The 19,411-nt window shown below is 41.8% G+C and carries 16 protein-coding genes, 2 pseudogenes and 1 riboswitch; of the genes and pseudogenes, 14 read left to right on the top strand and 4 right to left on the bottom strand.

From position 1 onward, the window contains the following. Positions 1 to 40 precede the first annotated feature (40 nt). The gene (locus DXB83_RS12215) at positions 41 to 2,464 is read left to right on the top strand and encodes a glycoside hydrolase family 3 protein (protein ID WP_118697688.1); all 2,424 of its coding nucleotides are present in this window, start codon (positions 41 to 43) and stop codon (positions 2,462 to 2,464) included. Further along, the gene (locus DXB83_RS12210) at positions 2,465 to 4,879 is read left to right on the top strand and encodes a glycoside hydrolase family 3 N-terminal domain-containing protein (RefSeq protein WP_118697687.1); all 2,415 of its coding nucleotides are present in this window, start codon (positions 2,465 to 2,467) and stop codon (positions 4,877 to 4,879) included. Between the two features lie 23 nt (positions 4,880 to 4,902). On the opposite strand, the gene DXB83_RS17395 is transcribed toward DXB83_RS12210, so the two are convergent. Beyond that, the gene (locus DXB83_RS17395; protein ID WP_118697686.1) at positions 4,903 to 5,109 is read right to left on the bottom strand and encodes a helix-turn-helix domain-containing protein; all 207 of its coding nucleotides are present in this window, start codon (positions 5,107 to 5,109) and stop codon (positions 4,903 to 4,905) included. A gap of 446 nt (positions 5,110 to 5,555) precedes the next feature. After that, a riboswitch (cyclic di-GMP riboswitch) is annotated at positions 5,556 to 5,631 on the top strand. 99 nt (positions 5,632 to 5,730) lie between these two features. Between DXB83_RS17395 and DXB83_RS12195 the strand changes: the two genes are divergently transcribed. The 5 genes from DXB83_RS12195 to DXB83_RS16520 all read left to right on the top strand — a co-directional run bounded on the left by DXB83_RS12195 (position 5,731) and on the right by DXB83_RS16520 (position 13,171). Continuing rightward, positions 5,731 to 7,575 (top strand): ABC transporter substrate-binding protein, encoded by a 1,845-nt coding sequence (locus DXB83_RS12195; protein ID WP_118697685.1) that lies wholly within the window; start codon positions 5,731 to 5,733, stop codon positions 7,573 to 7,575. A 65-nt stretch (positions 7,576 to 7,640) separates the two neighbouring features. Continuing rightward, positions 7,641 to 9,917, top strand: a complete 2,277-nt coding sequence (locus DXB83_RS12190; RefSeq protein ID WP_243108926.1) for an ATP-binding protein — start codon at positions 7,641 to 7,643, stop codon at positions 9,915 to 9,917. A 13-nt stretch (positions 9,918 to 9,930) separates the two neighbouring features. Next, positions 9,931 to 10,746 carry a substrate-binding periplasmic protein gene (locus DXB83_RS12185; protein WP_118666776.1) on the top strand — a complete coding sequence of 272 codons (816 nt, stop codon included), beginning with the start codon at positions 9,931 to 9,933 and terminating at the stop codon, positions 10,744 to 10,746. Further along, complete coding sequence (locus tag DXB83_RS12180; RefSeq protein WP_118697683.1) at positions 10,730 to 12,892, top strand: ATP-binding protein; 2,163 nt, start codon at positions 10,730 to 10,732, stop codon at positions 12,890 to 12,892. The genes DXB83_RS12185 and DXB83_RS12180 overlap by 17 nt, the downstream gene beginning before the upstream one ends. Positions 12,893 to 12,994: 102 nt before the next feature. After that, positions 12,995 to 13,171 carry a hypothetical protein gene (locus DXB83_RS16520; protein WP_158581113.1) on the top strand — a complete coding sequence of 59 codons (177 nt, stop codon included), beginning with the start codon at positions 12,995 to 12,997 and terminating at the stop codon, positions 13,169 to 13,171. Between the two features lie 18 nt (positions 13,172 to 13,189). Here DXB83_RS16520 and DXB83_RS12175 read toward each other — a convergent pair whose 3' ends face one another. The 3 genes from DXB83_RS12175 to DXB83_RS12165 are packed head-to-tail and all read right to left on the bottom strand — an operon-like array spanning position 13,190 to position 15,191. After that, on the bottom strand, positions 13,190 to 14,137 hold the full coding sequence (locus tag DXB83_RS12175) for a TlpA disulfide reductase family protein (protein ID WP_118697682.1): 948 nt from the start codon (positions 14,135 to 14,137) through the stop codon (positions 13,190 to 13,192). 30 nt (positions 14,138 to 14,167) lie between these two features. Continuing rightward, positions 14,168 to 15,058, bottom strand: a complete 891-nt coding sequence (locus tag DXB83_RS12170; RefSeq protein WP_118697681.1) for a 4Fe-4S binding protein — start codon at positions 15,056 to 15,058, stop codon at positions 14,168 to 14,170. After that, positions 15,051 to 15,191, bottom strand: coding sequence for a CD1871A family CXXC motif-containing protein (locus tag DXB83_RS12165; protein WP_020435933.1), 141 nt, complete (start codon positions 15,189 to 15,191; stop codon positions 15,051 to 15,053). The genes DXB83_RS12170 and DXB83_RS12165 overlap by 8 nt, the downstream gene beginning before the upstream one ends. 144 nt (positions 15,192 to 15,335) lie before the next feature. Between DXB83_RS12165 and DXB83_RS12160 the strand changes: the two are divergent. The 7 genes and pseudogenes from DXB83_RS12160 to DXB83_RS17290 form a co-directional block, all read left to right on the top strand. Then, positions 15,336 to 15,533 (top strand): annotated as a pseudogene (locus DXB83_RS12160) (cell filamentation protein Fic); the annotation flags it as partial. A 307-nt stretch (positions 15,534 to 15,840) separates the two neighbouring features. Further along, the gene (locus DXB83_RS12155; protein WP_118697680.1) at positions 15,841 to 16,056 is read left to right on the top strand and encodes a hypothetical protein; all 216 of its coding nucleotides are present in this window, start codon (positions 15,841 to 15,843) and stop codon (positions 16,054 to 16,056) included. Next, positions 16,056 to 16,970: an ABC transporter ATP-binding protein gene (locus DXB83_RS12150; RefSeq protein ID WP_118697679.1), complete on the top strand. Its 915-nt coding sequence runs from the start codon at positions 16,056 to 16,058 to the stop codon at positions 16,968 to 16,970. Before DXB83_RS12155 ends, DXB83_RS12150 begins: the two co-directional genes overlap by 1 nt. Continuing rightward, the gene (locus DXB83_RS12145; protein WP_117761570.1) at positions 16,967 to 17,866 is read left to right on the top strand and encodes an ABC transporter permease; all 900 of its coding nucleotides are present in this window, start codon (positions 16,967 to 16,969) and stop codon (positions 17,864 to 17,866) included. The genes DXB83_RS12150 and DXB83_RS12145 overlap by 4 nt, the downstream gene beginning before the upstream one ends. Before the next feature lie 49 nt (positions 17,867 to 17,915). After that, positions 17,916 to 18,062, top strand: coding sequence for a hypothetical protein (locus tag DXB83_RS16515; RefSeq protein WP_158565937.1), 147 nt, complete (start codon positions 17,916 to 17,918; stop codon positions 18,060 to 18,062). A 9-nt stretch (positions 18,063 to 18,071) separates the two neighbouring features. Beyond that, positions 18,072 to 18,203 carry a LytTR family DNA-binding domain-containing protein gene (locus DXB83_RS17390; protein WP_117802413.1) on the top strand — a complete coding sequence of 44 codons (132 nt, stop codon included), beginning with the start codon at positions 18,072 to 18,074 and terminating at the stop codon, positions 18,201 to 18,203. An 18-nt stretch (positions 18,204 to 18,221) separates the two neighbouring features. After that, positions 18,222 to 19,375 (top strand): annotated as a pseudogene (locus DXB83_RS17290) (aldehyde dehydrogenase family protein). The last annotated feature ends 36 nt before the right edge of the window (positions 19,376 to 19,411 follow it).

The raw sequence follows: 19,411 nt of genomic DNA, 5'->3' as shown, positions 1-19,411 counted from the left end.
GCTTGTTTAGGAAGACATCAGCAGAAAGAAAGGAAAAGAGATGAAAAAAAGTATTTTTCAGGAACTTGTGGAAGAATCAATTGTTCTTTTGAAAAATGAAGAGCAGATCTTGCCATTAAAAGAAAAAAAGGTGGCTTTTTTGGGACGGGCACAGATAGAAACCATTTTTTCGGGAAACGGTTCGGGAGCATCCAAATCCCTTGCAAACAAGAATCTCTTATGTGAATGTGAAAAAAGAGGAATCTGTGCAGAAGCAGGGTTAAAACAATTTTACACCAGCCATCAAAAAAACGAATCGGAAAAGTTTGTGATTGACGGTATTGATATCACAAATGTAGAAAATATGAACTGTGGTTTTATGTATGAGATCTTTGGAAAATATCAGCCGATGTGGACAGAGTATCACATTCCGGAGCAGCTGATGCAGAAAGCCAGGGAGTTTACCGATACCGCTGTTTTTGTGCTGGGAAGGAATTCCGGTGGGGAAGAATGTGACAGACACATCGAAGGTGATTATGAACTTACCGAATCCGAAAAAGAACTGCTGGAACAGGTGTGCTGTGTTTTTCCACATGTGATCGTTGTACTGAATATTAATGGAATGATCGATATGCAGTGGGTGAACGCCTATTCCGCAATCAAGGCCGTGGTGTTTCTGGGAATTCCGGGCGAAGAAGGCTGCGGAGCATTAGCTGATATTCTGACGGGGGCTGTGAATCCATCTGGCAAATTAAGTTTTTCCATGGCAGAGTCTTTCAAAGACTACCCGACAGCAGAAAATTTCACTTGGAATAAAGAACAGGAAGATGAAATTTTAACTTACGAAAATTATGGACTGGATGCAAAGGCAAATGGAAGTACAGGATATACGAAAAGCCCGGTAACAGTGTATCAGGAAGACATTTATCTGGGGTATCGCTATTTTGATACCTTTCGGAAACAGGTATTGTACCCCTTTGGATATGGAATGTCTTACACATCGTTTACGATTCTTCCGAAAGAGATGAAACAGGAAAAAGAAGAGCTGGAATTTATTACGGAGGTAACAAATTCCGGAAATTATGCAGGAAAAGAAACGATACAGCTTTATTTGTCCTGTTCTGGTACAGAGTCGGAAAAACCGGAAAAAGAATTAAAAGGCTTTGCAAAAACGAGACTTCTTGCTCCGGGGGAGAAGCAGAATATTTCGATCCGAATATCCATGCAGGATCTGGCAGGATATGTTGAGACATCTGCATCATATATCCTGGAAAAGGGAAAATATCAGTTTTTTATCGGAAATTCATCCCGTGAGACAATTTTTGCAGGAGAAATCCAGATAAGAGAAGATTACGTAATTAAAAAATGTGTGAATCGTCTTTGCGTGCAAAACTGCAATGTAGAGCATTTGCAGGTACTATCTGCAAGAGAAGGACGAAAAAAGGTCCGAATGCATGAAAAGAAAAAAGAAGAGACCGATGGTTTAAAAGAGCAGGAAAGATATGATCTTTTACGGGATGAAATGGAACAAGTAAAAAATTTCAGTATCGAACAGCTGGCTGCATTGTGTGTGGGGTATGGACCTGGAATTCCATTTGCAGCGTTCAGCAAACAGGAACAGCCGGAAACTATATTGGATGGTCAGGGAAATCCACTGACCCAAAACGATCATCCAGTCGGAGCAAAAGGATATGTCTCCCCGGCTATGCCAGAAAAAGGTATTCATTCCATTTTTTATAAAGATGGACCGGCAGGTGTGGGAACGGGGGCCTGGCCAACGGCTATGCTGATTTCCTGCGCATTCAATAAAGAGCTGTGGGAAGCGTTTGGAAATGCGGTTGGCACAGAGTGCGAAAAGAAAGCGGTTGACGTATGGCTGGCACCAGCAGTCAATCTGCACCGGAATCCGCTTTGCGGGCGAAATTTTGAATATTTTTCGGAGGATCCTTATCTGACCGGAATCTGTGCGGTCCAGATTACAAAGGGCGTTCAGGAAAATCATCCTGTCCGCGTCTGCCCCAAACATTTTGCCGTGAATGAACAGGAAACGTATCGAAGAGGAAGTGCGAAGAAGCGGTACGATGCGGTAGATTCCATCCTTACGGAACGTGCATTGCGGGAACTTTATCTGAAACCTTTTGAAATGTTGGTTCGAGATGCCGGAGTATCTTTTATTATGACATCGTTTAATAAAATTAATGGGGTTCTTGCAGCTGGAAATCGAGATTTGTGTACGCATATTTTACGGGAAGAATGGAACTTTGATGGTGTTGTCGTTACTGACTGGGGCGATATGGATATTGTCGCAGATGGCGGCGATGCTGTGGCAGCGGGAAATGATATCGTGATGCCGGGTGGCCCGCCGGTGATCCGGCAGATTTTGCAGGCCTATCAGGAGAGACGGATTACCAGAAAAGATCTGGAAAGGAGTGTTGCAAGATTGTTACATGTTCTGAAGTTATTTGAGAAAGGGGAGCGTATTTAAATGAAATCATATAGGGATTATACACTGGGTGCCAAAGAAAGAGCCTCTCTTCTGCTCAAAGAAATGAGCCTTGATGAAAAGATGGCACAGATTAACTGTGTTTTTCCTTTTGATCAGGATGCCTATAACTTTGAAAAAATTCAACAGGAGACAAAATACGGAATGGGAGAAGTAAGCACGCTGGAAATGCGCAGGATGGAGACACTTGATGAAGTGGCTGCATGGCAGAGAAAAGTGCAGAAGATTGTGATGGAAAACAGTGCCCATCGAATACCGGCAATCTTTCATATGGAAGGATTGTGCGGGGCCTTCATTCAGGACTCCACCAGTTTTCCGTCTGGGATTGGCAGGGGAGCAAGCTTTGATCCCAAGCTGGAAGAACAGATTGCAGAAATTGTGAGCAGACAGGAAACGGCCTGTGGTATTACCCATATACTGGCACCGGTTCTGGATGTGGCAAGAGATCCGCGTATGGGCCGTTTTGGAGAAAGTTATGGAGAAGATGCTTCCCTTGTGAGTGCGATGGGGGCAGCGTATACGAAAGGAATACAAAAGAATACAGTTGCTTCAAGAAAAGCAGAAAGTGTGGCAAAACATTTTGTGGCTTTTCATAATTCGCAGGGTGGAATTCATGGAACACACAGCGAAACGCCGACGCGACTTTTAGAAGAAGTGTTTGCAAAACCTTTCCAGGCAGCAATCACAGAGTCAGATCTGAAAGGTATTATGCCTTGTTATTGCTCTGTGAATGGAGAAGATGTATCTGCTTCTCATAACATGCTTACGAAACTGCTTCGGGAAAAAATGGGATTTGACGGCATGTGCATCAGCGATTACGGTGCAGTGGGAAATGCGCATAGTGTACATCATATTGGAGAAACATTTGAAGAAGCCGGTGCGATGTGTCTTCATGCGGGAATGGATATCGAGATGCCGTCCTGTACTGGCTATAATGAGAAATTAAAAGAGATGTTTTCAAGTGGAAAACTGGATATCCATATTTTGGATACAGCGGTTTTGCGGGTTCTGGAAGGAAAATTCAGAATGGGCTTATTTGAAAATCCCTATGCGCTGGAAGGAAAAGAGCTTCATGCTCTTGTAATGCAGGAAGCAGACAGGAACACTTCCCTGCGGTCGGCCAGAGAATCCATGGTACTACTGAAAAATGACGGCGTATTGCCGATTGCGGCAAAAGGGAAAAAAATCGCGGTGATCGGACCGCATGCCGGGTATGCCAGAAAAATGTTTGGTGGATACACACATATGTGCATGATGGAGTCTACCTATGCGATTGCCAATTCTATTGCAGGTGTAAGCGGAGTTGTACAGGCAGATGCAGATGAGATTATTACGGTTCCGGGAACCAATATTCAGTCTGATGAGACAGAGCAGTTTGATCAGATCCTGAAAAGACAGAAACCGCAATGCAGAAATCTGTATGAAGAATTCCAAATCCGCTTTCCGGAAAGTGAGATTTTATATGCATATGGCTATCCGATTGCAGGAAACGACGAAAGTCATTTTGAAGAAGCGCTGCAGGCAGCAAAGCAGGCAGACATTGTGATACTGACGCTTGGCGGTAAGCACGGAACGTGTTCCATGGCATCAATGGGAGAAGGAATTGACAGTACTGATATTAACCTTCCAAAATGTCAGGATGCATTTATTCGCAAGGCTGCGCAGCTTGGAAAACCATTGGTTGGCGTTCACTTTGATGGAAGACCGATTTCCAGTGATGCTGCAGAGGAATATTTAGATGCTATTCTGGAAGCATGGAGTCCATCGGAAACAGGAGCAGAAGCAGTAGTTGATATTTTAACCGGAATATATAATCCGGGAGGAAAACTTCCGGTTACCGTTGCTTATGGAGTGGGACAGCTGCCGGTTTATTACAATCATCCATATGGTTCCTCCTGGGATCAGAGCGGCAGTATCGGTTTTGCCAATTATGTGAATATGCCGCACAGACCGAGATATTATTTTGGATACGGACTGTCGTATACAACATTTACATATTCGGATTTACATATCTCGATGGGAAATGAAAAGGCAGCAGATACGGTTCAGATCTCCTGCGCTGTTGAGAACACGGGAAGCTGTGAAGGAGATGAGGTCGTCCAGCTTTATTTACGAGATGAATATGCCAGCCTGACAAGACCAGTAAAAGAACTGGCAGGTTTTAAGCGCATTCACCTGCGAAAGGGCGAAAAGAAAACGGTATGCTTTGAGGTGAAAACGAATCAAATGGCTTTTCTGGACATTGATATGCACTGGAAAGTGGAAAAAGGACGATATGCAGTAGAGGTCGGAAGTTCTTCAGAAGATATTCGTTTAAGAGGAAGCTACTGTGTGAAAGAAAATAAATGGGTTGCGGGAAGAAACAGAGCGTTTTGGGCAAGTGCCGCAGCGAAATAAAAAGAACAGAACCGGATGCCATTTTATACAAAGCGGCATTCGGTTCTGTTCTTGCGGTATTCCCGTGGGGAGCAGTTCATTTTTTCACGGAAACATTTTCCCAAATAGGACTGCTGGCTGAAGCCGGTCTGCAGGGCGATCTGTCCGATGGGAAGTGTGGTTTCTGTTATCTCCGTGATTTGTTTTCTATGTTTTGGCAATATCTTAATAATTTCTGCAGATATTTTCATATTATTTTTTCGATATAATAAGTATACTTGCTGTAAAAAGGATTGTAAAGGTAGTCTAAATGGACAATAATAGTTTATCACATACAACGTGGAATTGTAAGTACCATATGAACCAGAGCAGGAAAACCTGCCGTCGCTGATCACACTTGAAAAAATATGTGTAGCTTTGGGCGTGACATTATCGCAGTTTTTTTGAGAAGATAATTCAGAGAATCTGACAGAAAAACAGAAAGAAGTTCTAGGGATATGGAATGATCTGAGTACAAATGAGCAGGAAACAGTAATGTCAATGCTGCGTGGACTTCGGAAGTAAGAGAACAGTTCGAGTATATGTATCGGCTGTTCTTTTTTTGTTTTTGAACGTTAAAATGTTAATTTTTTTCTTGTGTATAGTAGAACACTAAAGTATAATAAAATCAGTTTTTTACATAAGATTAAAGCTATAATAAGGAAATTGGCAAACCAGATGAAAGTCTGGGACGCAAAGCTACAGGGCCTTTAAAATGGCAGCCAGTTGCATAAAATGAGGTGCACTGTCTGTCTGACGGTGCTTTTTTACGGTGTTATTTCATAGACGTAACAATAATGATTTTATCAGGAAAGAATGAGGAAAATAAAAGTATGAAAAAGGCAAAACGTTGTCTGATAGCAGTGGTGTCAGGTGTACTTGTAGCATCTGCTGTCTTGTCTGGATGTGGACAGTCAAAGAAAGAAGTATCTATAAATGATGATCATCTTACCGTTTATCTGTGGGAAAATCGTTTGATGAAAAATATTGCACCCTATATCCATGAACAGTTTCCAGATCAGGATATTGAATTTATTATAGGTAACAATGATACCGATTTATACAGTTATTTTAAAGAACATGATGAATTACCGGATATTATAACAGTACGTCGATTTTCTGGAACAGATGCACAGGACTTACAGCCTTATCTTATGGATTTTGCTTCTTATGATGTTGTTTCCAAGTATTATTCTTATGCGGTGCAATATTATAAGAATGCGGAAGATGAAATCCAGTGGCTGCCAATCTGTGGTATTCCGCAGACGATCATTGCCAACAAAACACTGTTTGATCAGTATGGCGTAAAGATTCCAGAAAATTATGAGGAATATGTACAGGCCTGTCAGCAGTTTTATGATAATGGCATAAAACCGTATTCCATGGATCTTGGGGAAGACTGGTCTAATAATGAAATCATCCAGGCGGCGGCAATCGGTGAGTTTACAAGCCTGGATGGTATTGAATGGCGAAACGGTGCAGAGACTGCAGCGGATGAAGTAAAGTTTGATGATGTATTATGGAAACGTATTTTTTCAGAAACCAGTCAGTTTCTTAAGGACTCGCATTTTGGTAAAGAAGATATCAATATTGACATCAATACAGGAACCCAGATGTTTGTCGAAGGAAAATCAGCAATGTTTCATGGACATCCGACGGTTATGCAGCAGCTGCAGAAACAGATGGATGCGGAGCTGATCCGTATTCCTTACTTTTCACAGACATCGGATGAATCCTATGTGTACATGACTCCGTCCTTAAACATTGCATTTAACAAAAACCTGGAAAAAGATCGGGAGAAACTGGATACTGCACTGGATGTGCTGGATTGTATGATTTCAGAAGAGGGGCAAAAGCTGATTGCGGATGGAAGCGGTGTTATTTCATTGAATACAGATGTTCCAACCATGATGCAGGATGTGCCTGGACTGGAAGAGGAAATTAATAATAATGCTGTTTATATCCGATATTCCGCCCAAAAATCATTTGATGCAAGTCTTGAGGCTGTTCACGGATTACTGTCAGGGGAAATGGATGAAACACAGGCTTATGATACTTTTCGCAGTGTAATGAATCGTAAAGATCCAGAAGAAAAAGCAACGGTGAATTTTGAAAATGAATATTCCATTTCACTGAACGATAGAAATGGCCGTGATGCAGCATCTTCCATTTTAACTACGATCAGAGAAGAAAATGATGCACAGCTGGCTCTGGCACCATATTATTATTTCACTTCTTCTATGTACAAAGGAGAATGCACCAATAGCCGGGTTGGCATGATGACAGCGAAGAGTTCAGATACAGCATTATATGTTGCAAAAATCAATGGTAAACAGGTTTGTGAACTCGTGGAAAATTATCTCGCCGAAGCTGATGAGAATTTTTATGTAACCAATGAATACGAATTACCAATTGCATCTGGTATGAAAATGATCGTCAGTCAAGCGGAAAGTGGATTTTCGTTAAAGGACTTAACAGTTAATGATAAGAAAATAGACAAAGAAAAGGAATACTCGATTCTTCTTACAGACACCACAATGTCCGTTTTGAAAAAAATAAATCCGAAATGTGAGATTGAGCAGCTTAAAGATACAACATTATCAAGTGCATGGACCGAAGCAATGTCAAAAGGACAGCAGCCGTCAGCACCGGAAGACTATATAGAGGTTGAACAGTAAAAGTGGAGATAGAACAAAAGGTAAATAAAAGAAAAAAAATAACAAGGCTGTTGCTTATACTACTTATGATTCTTTTAAGCTTAGTTTGTATCAAGTATCTTATAAGTAAGTCTAATAAGTATATCAGCGAAAATGGAAAAAGCAGTATGGGAGCTGTTGTTGAACAGATACAGCAGACCTATGATCTTCAGGTGAGTGGATACTACAGCCAGCTGCAGTTGGTTGAGGAATTCTTACTTCATGAGAGGGAACTGTCTCTTGAAACGGATACGAACAAAAATTTCTTTGAAGCATGGGAAAAAGAATCGGAAAGTACTCTTATATTCCTTCAGGAAAATGGTCAGGCAATATCAGCAGGTGGAACAAAAATGCGGATTGATATGCCAAGTAAACTTCTGCTGGACTTAAAGAACGGATACAATATTGGAAAACTGGTGCGTCTTGATTATGATCAGAAGAAAAAAGACGGTTATCTGGTTGCGATTCCATGTCAGGAATACACGATCAATGGAGAAACTTATACGGCAATTGGAACTGTGTATGATCATTCGAAACTGGATTCCATGTTAAAATTGAAAGGTTATCATGGAAAAGCATATTTGTTCATGCTGGATCATGACGGAAATATTACGTATACGAACCAGAGTGGAGATAAATACCTGCGTAATTATTCTTTGTTAAAACATTTAAAAGGGGAACAGGCTATTACAGAAGAAGAGGCTGATTTGTTCAAAAAGAAGTTTGATAACAGAGAATCCGGAGTTGCACTTTTGGGAAAACAGAACCCTTATTATCTGGGGTATTGTCCGATAGAAAGCAACAACACCATTTTGGTGTGCATTGTGGCCAAGGGAGTTGTGGACAATGTGCTGATGGATTACCAGAAAACGGTGTTGTTTACAACAATACTCATGGCAGGTTTTATACTTTTACTTTTTGCCGGATTATTCTACAGTATTTCCAGACTTAGTCTTGCAGATCAAAAAGCAGAATATGAAAAAAGAAATAATGAACTTCATTTACAAACAATGAAGGAAATGGAAGTAGTCAATCAAAAACTGAAAAAGGCAAAGAACGTTGCAACAGAGGCTTTACAGACAGCTGAAAATGCAAATAAGGCGAAAACGGATTTCCTGTCTAATATGTCACATGATATTCGCACACCTATGAATGCAATCATTGGTATCACATCTTTGATCAGACATGATGCAGGTAATAAAGCAAAAGTTATAGAGTATGCAGATAAAATAGATATTTCATCACAGCATCTGTTGGGAATTATCAATGACGTTCTGGATATGAGCAAGATTGAGGCAGGAAAAACAGTCTTCAAATATTCTGACTTTTCTATTCTGGATCTTGTACAGGAACTTAACACTATATTTCATACTCAAATATATGAAAAGCAGCAGACCCTTACAATCATAAAAGAAAATATTCAGCATGAGTGGGTGAATGGGGATCAGGTTCACCTGATGCAGATTTTCAGCAACCTGCTTTCCAATGCAGTGAAGTATACCCAGGAAGGTGGGAAAATTCAGTTCTTTGTAGAAGAATGTGAGACAAAGTCATCTGTCTATGCAAAGTACCGTTTCTTAGTTAGCGATAATGGTATGGGAATGTCGGCAGATTTCAAGGATACAATTTTTGATGCGTTTACCCGTGCGGAAAGTTCCCTTACAAATAAAATACAGGGAACAGGACTTGGAATGGCGATTACTAAGAATCTGGTTGAGGCAATGGGAGGTACCATTGATGTGGAGAGTGAATTGGGACAGGGAAGCTGTTTTGAGGTTCTCTTGGATCTGAAAATTGCAGAGGATAGAACGGTTACTCTGGCGGCACAAGAAGAAACAGATGAGCAGGATGGTAATATCCTTCAAGGAATGAGATTCCTGTGTGCAGAGGATAATGAGCTGAACGCAGAGATCCTGACGGAACTGTTAAAGATTGAAGGTGCGGAATGTACCATCTGTGAAAATGGCGAAGAGATTTTGAAAGCATTTGAGCAGTCTGCTCCAGGTGATTATGACATGATCCTGATGGATGTGCAGATGCCTGTTATGAATGGTTATGAGGCAACGAAGGCAATCCGCAAAAGTTCCCATAAACTGGCAAAAACGATTCCGATTATTGCCATGACTGCCAATGCATTCTCAGAAGACATTCAGCATTCCCTTGCGGCTGGCATGAATGCACATGTTTCAAAACCGGTTGAGATGAAGGTGCTGGAAAAGACGATAAGAAGTATAAAATCAGGCGGGGGGGTACCGAACCACAGGTCACTGTACAGTGACGAATGGAAAGTAACCGGACATAGAAGAATCAAAAAGGATAGTTAGGGATGGACAGAAAATGAAAGGAAAAAGAATGATTGCAGGCATTCTGCTTGCGGGAATTTTAGCAGTCACCCTGGCAGGGTGTAAAAACACAGATAACACGAAAGAAAAAACCGAAAAGCCTGTTATTACCCTCGGCAGCGACAGCTATCCACCATACAATTATCTGAATGAGGATGGTGTACCGACGGGAATCGATGTAGAACTGGCTGCGGAAGCTTTCAAAAGAATGGGATATCAGGTGGAGGTTGTCCAGATCAACTGGGAGAAGAAAAAAGAACTGGTGGAGAGCGGAGAGATTGACTGTATCATGGGCTGCTTTTCCATGGAAGGACGCCTTGACGATTACCGCTGGGCGGGACCATATATAGCAAGCCGTCAGGTGGTTGCTGTAAATGAGAATAGTGATATCTATAAACTGAGTGATCTGGAGGGTAAGAACTTGGCTGTTCAGTCCACAACCAAACCGGAAGGCATCTTTCTGAACCGGACGGATCAGAGAATCCCCAAGCTGGGCAATCTGATCAGTCTGGGACACAGGGAGCTGATCTATACATTTCTTGGGAAAGGATATGTAGATGCAGTCGCCGCACATGAGGAATCTATTGTCCAGTATATGAAGGATTATGATACAAGCTTCCGCATCCTTGAAGAACCTTTGATGGTTGTGGGGATAGGAGTTGCTTTTGCAAAAGAGGATGACAGGGGAATCTGTGAGCAGATGGATCAGACACTGGAAGAAATGCGCCAGGATGGCACATCCCTGAAAATTATTGAAAAATATCTGGATGATCCCCAGAAGTATCTGGAGGTGGATGATCTTGGATATTAAGAGAAAGAAAAAAGAAAAACGAATCCAGCTATTCGGTGGTCTGATTGGAATCTGTGTGGCTGTAGTTTCTCTGTTTTATTTCTTTCATGCGGAGAAAGCGGAAGCAGAGAAAAGAATGGTAGAGATTGTAAATTATGTCAAAGTGCAGTGTTCCACCTACACCCATTATAATGAATCTTCGGAATCCAAAAGTCTTCTCCGTGCGATTGAAAGTGCCAGACAGATGAGTACGAATATCGATATGGAAATAGAAAACGGCGGTCAGCTAAGCCGGGATTTCCTGAAGGAAAACCTGCAGACTCTATGGGTGGATGGTATCATTGTACTGGATGCAGAAGGAAAGACGGACTGTGAATACAGCACGGATGAGTCTCTGGCTAATGAGATTACGGAGTATCTGCAAAAAGAAATTATCATGGATTTTGCCGGATATGAAGAAAGAAGCTATTCGGAACGGTTTACCAGGGAAGATGGATCCTTTATTGACATTGCAGCCTGCGCCAGAAAAGATGCACCGGGTATCGTTGCAATCTATTATTACACATCTCCTGAATTTGCCAGAAACTATACGCTGACGATACAGGGGCTTTTAAATGGTTATAGTATCCAGAAAGATGGAACGATTATCGTTGCAGACGACGGAATCGTTGTTGCCAGCAATAATGAGAGCCTGTTGGGACAGAATACAGCCGACAACGAAGTTGTTCAGGCAATGAAAAAGCATACAGACAGTCAGCATATCTATCATTTTAGGAAGGAAGGAATTGGATGTTATGGAATCATGCTGAAACAGCGTGATTATTATATCTACGCATATCTTCCGGATACGGAAGTGTTTCGTAATCTTCCATTAAGTGTTATAGGTGTTATTTTTCTTTATTTTCTGATGTTCGGCATATTCTGGTTCTGGACATACAGAACCAATCTGGCGCACCGGAAACAAGAATTTGAAAAAGATGAAAAATATAAAGCAGAACTTCTGACAGCAGCAAAAAAGGCAGAAGCCGCCAATGAGGCAAAAACAGAGTTCCTTCATCGTATGAGCCACGATATCAGGACTCCGATTAATGGAATCTACGGTTTGATCAATATGGCAGACCATTATGCAGATGATATGGAGAAGCAGAAGGAATACAGAACAAAGGTTAAAGCGGCATCCAATCTGTTGCTGGAACTGGTAAATGGTGTTCTGGACATGAGTAAGCTGGAGTCGGGTGAAGTTGTTCTGGAAGAGAGTCCATTTAATCTGAGCAAAATCTCTGAGGAAGTGCTTGTTGTAATTGAACAGATTGCTGCAGAACAGAATATCCGGATTGTATGGGAGAAAAAAGAAATCATACACCGTGATCTTATTGGAAGTCCGGGGTATGTAAAACGTGTGATGATGAATATCCTGTCCAATGCAGTGAAATATAACAGAGAAAATGGACATATTTATCTTAGCTGCATGGAAATCCCATCCGAACAGCCAGGAATGACGACAATGGAATTTATCTGCCGGGATACAGGAATCGGAATGACTGAGGAGTTCCAGAAACATATTTTTGAACCATTTGCACAGGAACATACAGGAAGCCGCACAAAGTTTGTCGGAACCGGATTGGGAATGGCCATTGCAAGGAAGCTGGTCGAGAAAATGGGTGGAACCATTACTTTTGAAAGTGAAAAAGGCGTAGGGACGACATTTGTGATCCGGGTTCCATTTAAAATAGATCCGGATGCGGATAAACGTGAAGAACAGAAGAAGGTATCCGAAAAATCTATAAAGGGATTGCATATTCTTCTGGCGGAAGATAATGAGCTGAATATGGAAATCGCTGAATTTATGCTTCAGAATGAGGGCGCGGACGTGATTAAAGCGTGGAATGGGCAGGAAGCGGTTGAGCTGTTCAGAAAAAGTGAACCTGGTGAATTTGATGTCATTCTTATGGACATTATGATGCCTGTAATGAATGGTTATGAAGCCACAAAGATAATCAGGTCTCTGGACAGAGAGGATGCAAAGGAGGTACCGATCATTGCAATGACAGCAAATGCGTTCACGGAGGACAGAATAAAAGCAAAAGCAGCAGGGATGGATGAACATGTTGCTAAGCCAGTTGATGTGGAATTACTGATAAAAGTAATTCATAAATTGGTGGGATAAAAGATATTATAAGAAAGTTATAAAATTGTAGAAAAGCGTCAAAAGAGTTATGAAGAACGTATCCTGAGAGACATTCAGAATGGAATTACACTGGAAACACTTATGGCAAAAAAACATAAGAAAACTCCAGAAGAAAAAGCAGCTGTTGCGATACAAAAGAAGCAGCAGAGGCGAGCAAGACGGAAAAAAGAAACAAGTGATTTCAGGAGCATCGAGCAGTGCAGTGAAATTCTGCTGAATGTTAGGGGGCAGTTACTGCAAACAGTAACTGCCCCCTAACTAGGATATTTATGTGAATTATTTCTGGTCCAGTACGGACTGAATCTGCTTCATCAGCTGATCGTAGTTTGACTGATCGTCAATGCCACCCATGAAAGGTTCCCCAACGATATTTCCGTCTTTATCTACAAGAACGGTTGTAGGAAATGCCATGATGTTTCCTTTTCCAGCATAGTTTCCAACTGTTGAATTAGAATCGAAAGTCAGGTTCTTGTAGGAAGCGCCCTGAGCTTTCATGATTTCTTTTGCCTCTTTGATTCCGGCTTCATTGTTGTCTAAAGTATCCATGTTGATACCAACAACTTCGCCACCCATTTCTTTGAGTTTCTCATTTAATTCATTCAGCTTAGAGAGCTCTCCGACACATGGCTTGCATCCACTGAACCAGAAATTTACAACTGTAACTTTATTTTTAGCGAAAAGACTGTCATCTACATCGTTTCCATCCAGATCTTTTCCTTTGAAACCTTTGAATACAGCTGTGGATTCGTTTGATTTGGAGGAAGAGCTGTCAGAGGAATCGGATGCAGCAATCTCTTTCTCAAGCTTGGCAATTTCTTCTTCAATTCCGCGGATTGTCTCGATGTCTTTGCACAGAGTTTCATATTCTTCTTTAGAGAAAGAGTCTTTGTTAGATTCCACTGTGCTTGCGAGGGTATCAGCATAGTTTTCGCTCATGGCATCACCGGCAGCGTTCTTGTTCATAAGACCAAAGGCTTTGTCCCATGCATCTTTGTGATCAGCAAAAAGCTGGTTTTCCTGCTGGTAAAGGTCATCCCGTTTTTTGTTCAGCTCGTCTGCGCTGCCCGTTTCTGTTGTGGAAGAAGATTCCTGTTTTGTGTTTGTATTGTCTGTTGAGGAGGAATTTCCGCAGCCTGTAAACGCAAAAAGTACAGAAATGGCAAGGGATGCAGCAATTACCTTTTTTAATTTCATTGAGTTTGTTCTAAGTGTTTTGTTTTTCATGATTTTAAATCTCCTTTAAATTACGTTTTATTAGTTTTTATTTTCAGCCTGTTTCTTAGTTGAAAATCCGTAATGATAGCAGATTGCATCAGTCGGGCAGGCTTTCATACATTCTCCGCATCGGATACACTCCGGATGGTTTGGTGTGTCTACTACATTGACATCCATCTTACAGACACGACTACATTTCTGGCAGCCAACACATTTCTCATGATCAACCTGAATCTTAAGAAAAGATACCTTGTTAAACAGTGAGTAAATAGCACCCAGCGGGCAGATCCATTTACAAAATGGACGGTAAAACAAGATGCTCAGGATGATGAAAAGCGCAAGGATTGTGAACTTAAATGTAAATAAATGTCCGAGTGCGGCACGGATTCCTGAGTTGGCAAGTGCCAGCGGAATTGCGCCTTCAAGTACGCCCTGTGGGCAAATGTATTTGCAGAAGAAAGGATCTCCCATACCAAGTGAATTGGTTACAAATGCCGGAAGCAGTATAACAAAGACGACCAGAATCACATATTTCAGATACCGCAGAGGCTTCAGTTTTGCGGTGGAAAGTTTCTTGCCCGGAATCTTATGCAGCAGATCCTGGAACCATCCAAACGGACAGAGAAATCCACAGATAAACCGCCCTAACAGAACACCTAACAGGATGAAAAATCCGGTGATGTAGTAGGTAAATTTGAATTTTGAAGAACCGACCACGGCTTGAAAAGCTCCAATCGGACAGGCGCCTGTGGCGGCAGGACAAGAGTAACAGTTTAGTCCCGGGACGCACATCGTTTTTACATTTCCCTGATAAATTTTCCCTTTCAACAGATTCGGGATGTGAATGTTGGTCAGCAGTGTAGCAGCTGCCTGAATCCATCCGCGGAAGCGGGCCAGAAAGTTTTTGTTTGATTTCATTTTCTTATCCAATTCCTACACACTCCATACATAATTTTATTGCCTTGCTAAGAACAACCGCTGCTTCTCCGCGGAAGATCCCGACAAGGAAAAACACCAGACCGGCTGCAAGTAAAAGAATCTGTGTTGCTTTTTCAGATTTCATTAAAATACTCCTTTCAATGTTCAAAGTCCGTTTATTGACCTTTCGATGTTTGCATTATACAATAGAGGGCGTAAAATTCCTGTTAAGAAAATGGAGAAAAATAAATGGAGATTATTAGTTGTTGAAGATGAGAAGAAATTATGTGTAGGCCGATTGCTTATGTTCAAGGAATGCCTGAAGTACAATATCGTTCCGTTCATGATCGAAGAGGATCTGAAGATGTTTTATTATCGTGGTCTGAAAGAATGGAATAATGAAAAAGGTTATCTGATGGATACCTGTCTGACAGCGCAGGATCGGTATAAGGCATATTTAGACTATTTTAGGATTTCGTATTCATAACTCATTTTGAGAAGAGGAATGTTGAAAAGATGGAAGGACAACAGATCAAAGATGAAGTATTAAGATAAGCGGAAATTCATGACGTGGAGTTTCAAGTGATTAAAAAATTTATGAAAATGAATAAGTGGAAAGTTTCATGTCCATTGACATGGCTTTCCACTTATTTTTATGAATTCCTATGCGCCAGACGAGCAGACAACAGAAATTGGCATCTTACCCGCGAATTTCTGCATTTTACATCATGCAGACTGGACGAATGCTGTAAAATCATATATAAAAGAAATAGGAATAACTGGGGGTGAGATGGATGAAATGTGAGGTGGAACAGATTGATCCAAAGCAGGAAGAACATGTTATGGTATATTGCCACAACAGGGAAGCATCCTGGGTGCAGAATGTTCGGGAAGCTGTATTTGGACAAACATCGGTATGTGGATATAAAAATCACGTTTTGTATCAATTGAAATTGTCTGATATTTTTTATGTGGAACAGCAAAGAAATCAAAGGAGAAGGCAGGCGTAATGGAAACAGATATGATTAAAATCACTCATTTAAAGAAAAGCTTTGGTGATGTAAAAGCAGTCAATGATCTGAGTTTTCAGGTGAAAAAAGGAGAGCTCTTTGCATTCCTTGGTGTAAACGGGGCAGGGAAGAGCACAACGATTTCGATCATCTGCGGGCAGCTTCGCAAAGACAGCGGAACGGTTCAGATCCAGGGCACAGATCTGGATAAGATCGGAAGGAAAGTTGGAACAATGCTTGGCGTGGTATTTCAGGACAGTGTGCTGGACAAGCCACTTACCGTCAGGGAAAATCTGAAAAACAGAGCAGCGCTTTATGGAATAACAGGAAAAGCGTTTGAAAAAAGATTGCGGGAACTGGTGGAGATTTTTGATTTCGGAGATTATCTGAACCGGCCGGTCGGAAAACTGTCCGGCGGACAGAGAAGAAGAATTGATATTGCAAGAGCCTTGCTGCATCGGCCCGAACTTCTGATTTTAGATGAACCAACGACAGGACTTGACCCACAGACGCGGCTTTTGATCTGGGATATCATTGAAAAACTTCGAGTGGAAGAAAAGCTGACAGTTTTTCTGACTACGCACTACATGGAAGAAGCTGCAAATGCCGGTTATGTGGTGATTCTGGATAAAGGAAGCATCGTGGCAGAAGGAACTCCTTTTGAGCTGAAAAATGAGTATGTGCAGGACACTATGTCTGTTTATGGTGTGACAGGAGAAGAAATCAAAACACTGGGCAGAGAGTATAAAAAGATCCGGGATGGCTATCAGTTAAAAGTAAAAAATACCGCAGAGGCTACCCGGCTGATCGTGGAACATCAGGAAATATTCCGTGATTATGAAGTGGTAAAGGGCAGAATGGATGATGTATTTCTTGCTGTAACAGGAAAAACATTGGGAGGTGAGCACAGATGAAGGCAGTATTTGCACTTATAAGTCGAAACAGAAAATTGTTTTTTAAAGACAGAGGAATGTTTTTTTCGGCTTTAATTACTCCGGGAATTCTGATTTTGCTGTATGCTACATTTCTGGCAAACGTATACAGAGATTCCTTTGTGTCCGCGATCCCGGACATGATTACAATCTCAGACAAACTGATCGATGGAACGGTGGCCGCACAGCTTGCCGCGGCTCTTCTGGCAGTCAGCTGTGTGACTGTGACATTCTGCGTGAATCTTACGATGGTACAGGACCGGGCAAACGGAACAAGGAAAGATTTTAATGTATCGCCAATCAGCAAAGCACAGCTTTATCTTGGGTATTTTTTATCTACTGTAGTCAATTCCCTGCTGGTGAATGGGCTTGCGCTTGTATTATGCCTTGGCTATATGTACAAAATGGGCTGGTATATGAGCGCTGTAGATGTATTCTGGGTTCTTCTCGATGAAATTTTACTGGTACTCTTTGGAAGCACGTTGTCAAGCATCGTCAGTTTTCCACTGACAACCCAGGGTCAGTTATCCGCAGTGGGAACGATCGTAAGTGCCGGGTATGGATTTTTATGCGGAGCTTACATGCCGATTTCAAATTTCGGCAGCGGCCTGCAGAAAGTACTGTCGTATCTGCCAAGTACCTACGGAACTTCTCTGCTGAAAAATCATATGCTCCGTGGAATCTTCGAAGAGATGGAGAACAATCAGCTGCCAGAAGAAATGATTACTGCGATTCGTGATACACTGGATTGTAACCCGAAGTTCCAGGGGTCTGTAGTAAGTGTAAATCAGATGGTGATGCTTATGGTTGGATGTGTTGTGGTATTTGGAATTATTTTTTTGTGCATGACAGCTCTTCCGGAGAAAGATGGGAAGTAAATATATCCTTCGACTATAGAATGAATAAAAAATGAGAAAAGAGACAGTTATGAATATTACAGAAAGAGAGATCGATGACCCGGAAAAAGAGGGCGTTATACTCGAATATGTAAATTTTACGAAAGAATTTGCAGAAATAAAAGAGTATGTAAGAAGCAAAGGGGAATCTATCCGGGGATACACAGAAAAGAAATAATGTGTTTCCATAAGAACAGAAGATATTTTATATTTCGAGGCAGTGCAAAACAAGGTGTTTGCTTATACGTCAAATAAGTTTTATGAAATTAAAAGCAGACTGTATCAGCTGGAAGAGAAAATAACAAGAAAATGTATGTAGCGTGCATCAAAGACAACGATTGTAAATGCGGATCGTGTTGTTTCGGTTCGTACCGCATTAAATGGGCGTTTGTATGTGCGGATGGAGGCTTTGAGCAGATTGGAAATGGCCTTGCAAAAACAGGAGCAGATCCTCTGCAAAGCGCTGCATACGGATCTTGGAAAGAGCAAGACGGAGAGTGTGATGTGTGAGATTGGACTGGTGCAGGGGGAAATCCGCTGGATGAAGCAGCACTTAGGGCGGCTTTGCAGACAAAAACATGTCAGAACACCGCTGGCGCAGTTCGCTGCGAAAAGTTATCAAAGCCCTTCTCCTTATGGCAATGTGCTGATTATGAGCCCGTGGAATTACCCTGTTCTGCTGACGTTAGAACCGCTGGTAGATGCCATTGCGGCAGGAAATACTGCGGTGGTAAAGCCAAGTGCTTATGCACCGGCCAGTGCAAATGTCCTGAAAGATCTGTTAGAAGAATGTTTTCCACCAGAATATGTTGCCGTTGTTTTAGGCGGACGGGAGGAAAATCAGGCACTTTTACAGGAAAAATTTGATAAGATTTTTTTCACAGGAAGTGTAGCGGTCGGAAAGCAGGTCATGGAAAGTGCTGCAAGACATCTGACGCCCGTGACACTGGAACTTGGCGGAAAAAGCCCATGCATTGTAGAAAAAAGCAGTAAGATCCGGCTTGCGGCAAGACGAATTGTCTTTGGAAAGTTTATCAACTACGGATCGAACCTACTGTGTTGGATCACGTAGAATGGGAAGATGCGGTCATGCAGGAGGAGATTTTTGGTCCCATCCTGCCAGTATTGACGTATGAAAAACTTGAGGATGCACTCTCCTGGATCAATCAACGCCCCAAACCGCTTGCCCTGTACTGCTTTACGGAAAACAAAAAGGTGAAGAAAACGGTTCTGGAGAGGTGCCGGTTTGGCGGTGGCTGCATCAACGACACACTGATTCATCTTGCTACCAGTGAGATGCCGTTTGGCGGTGTAGGAGAAAGCGGTATGGGCGGCTATCACGGTGAGGCCGGATTTGCGGAATTCACACATAAGCGCAGCATCGTGGATAAAAAGACATGGATGGATTTTCCGATCCGCTATCAGCCGTATACAGCAAAAAAGTTGAAACTGATTCGAAAATTTTTATACAGCATACCATACAAGGGATAGACATCTCCAAGAAAATCCGATATAAAAGAGGATAGG

The organism is Blautia sp. OM06-15AC (genome assembly GCF_003481425.1).
GTDB classification, from domain to species: domain Bacteria; phylum Bacillota; class Clostridia; order Lachnospirales; family Lachnospiraceae; genus Fusicatenibacter; species Fusicatenibacter saccharivorans.
Note: the sequence above shows the minus strand (reverse complement) of the source record. Positions and strands in the feature narration are given on the sequence as shown.

Bases quoted from the DNA above. Each gene is read 5' to 3' on its own strand.
- DXB83_RS12215 (WP_118697688.1), top strand. From the start codon at position 41: ATGAAAAAAAGTATTTTTCAGGAACTTGTGGAAGAATCAATTGTTCTT.
- DXB83_RS12210 (WP_118697687.1), top strand. From the start codon at position 2,465: ATGAAATCATATAGGGATTATACACTGGGTGCCAAAGAAAGAGCCTCT.
- DXB83_RS17395 (WP_118697686.1), bottom strand. From the start codon at position 5,109: ATGAAAATATCTGCAGAAATTATTAAGATATTGCCAAAACATAGAAAA.
- DXB83_RS12195 (WP_118697685.1), top strand. From the start codon at position 5,731: ATGAAAAAGGCAAAACGTTGTCTGATAGCAGTGGTGTCAGGTGTACTT.
- DXB83_RS12190 (WP_243108926.1), top strand. From the start codon at position 7,641: ATGATTCTTTTAAGCTTAGTTTGTATCAAGTATCTTATAAGTAAGTCT.
- DXB83_RS12185 (WP_118666776.1), top strand. From the start codon at position 9,931: ATGAAAGGAAAAAGAATGATTGCAGGCATTCTGCTTGCGGGAATTTTA.
- DXB83_RS12180 (WP_118697683.1), top strand. From the start codon at position 10,730: ATGATCTTGGATATTAAGAGAAAGAAAAAAGAAAAACGAATCCAGCTA.
- DXB83_RS16520 (WP_158581113.1), top strand. From the start codon at position 12,995: ATGGCAAAAAAACATAAGAAAACTCCAGAAGAAAAAGCAGCTGTTGCG.
- DXB83_RS12175 (WP_118697682.1), bottom strand. From the start codon at position 14,137: ATGAAAAACAAAACACTTAGAACAAACTCAATGAAATTAAAAAAGGTA.
- DXB83_RS12165 (WP_020435933.1), bottom strand. From the start codon at position 15,191: ATGAAATCTGAAAAAGCAACACAGATTCTTTTACTTGCAGCCGGTCTG.
- DXB83_RS12155 (WP_118697680.1), top strand. From the start codon at position 15,841: ATGAAATGTGAGGTGGAACAGATTGATCCAAAGCAGGAAGAACATGTT.
- DXB83_RS12150 (WP_118697679.1), top strand. From the start codon at position 16,056: ATGGAAACAGATATGATTAAAATCACTCATTTAAAGAAAAGCTTTGGT.
- DXB83_RS12145 (WP_117761570.1), top strand. From the start codon at position 16,967: ATGAAGGCAGTATTTGCACTTATAAGTCGAAACAGAAAATTGTTTTTT.
- DXB83_RS16515 (WP_158565937.1), top strand. From the start codon at position 17,916: ATGAATATTACAGAAAGAGAGATCGATGACCCGGAAAAAGAGGGCGTT.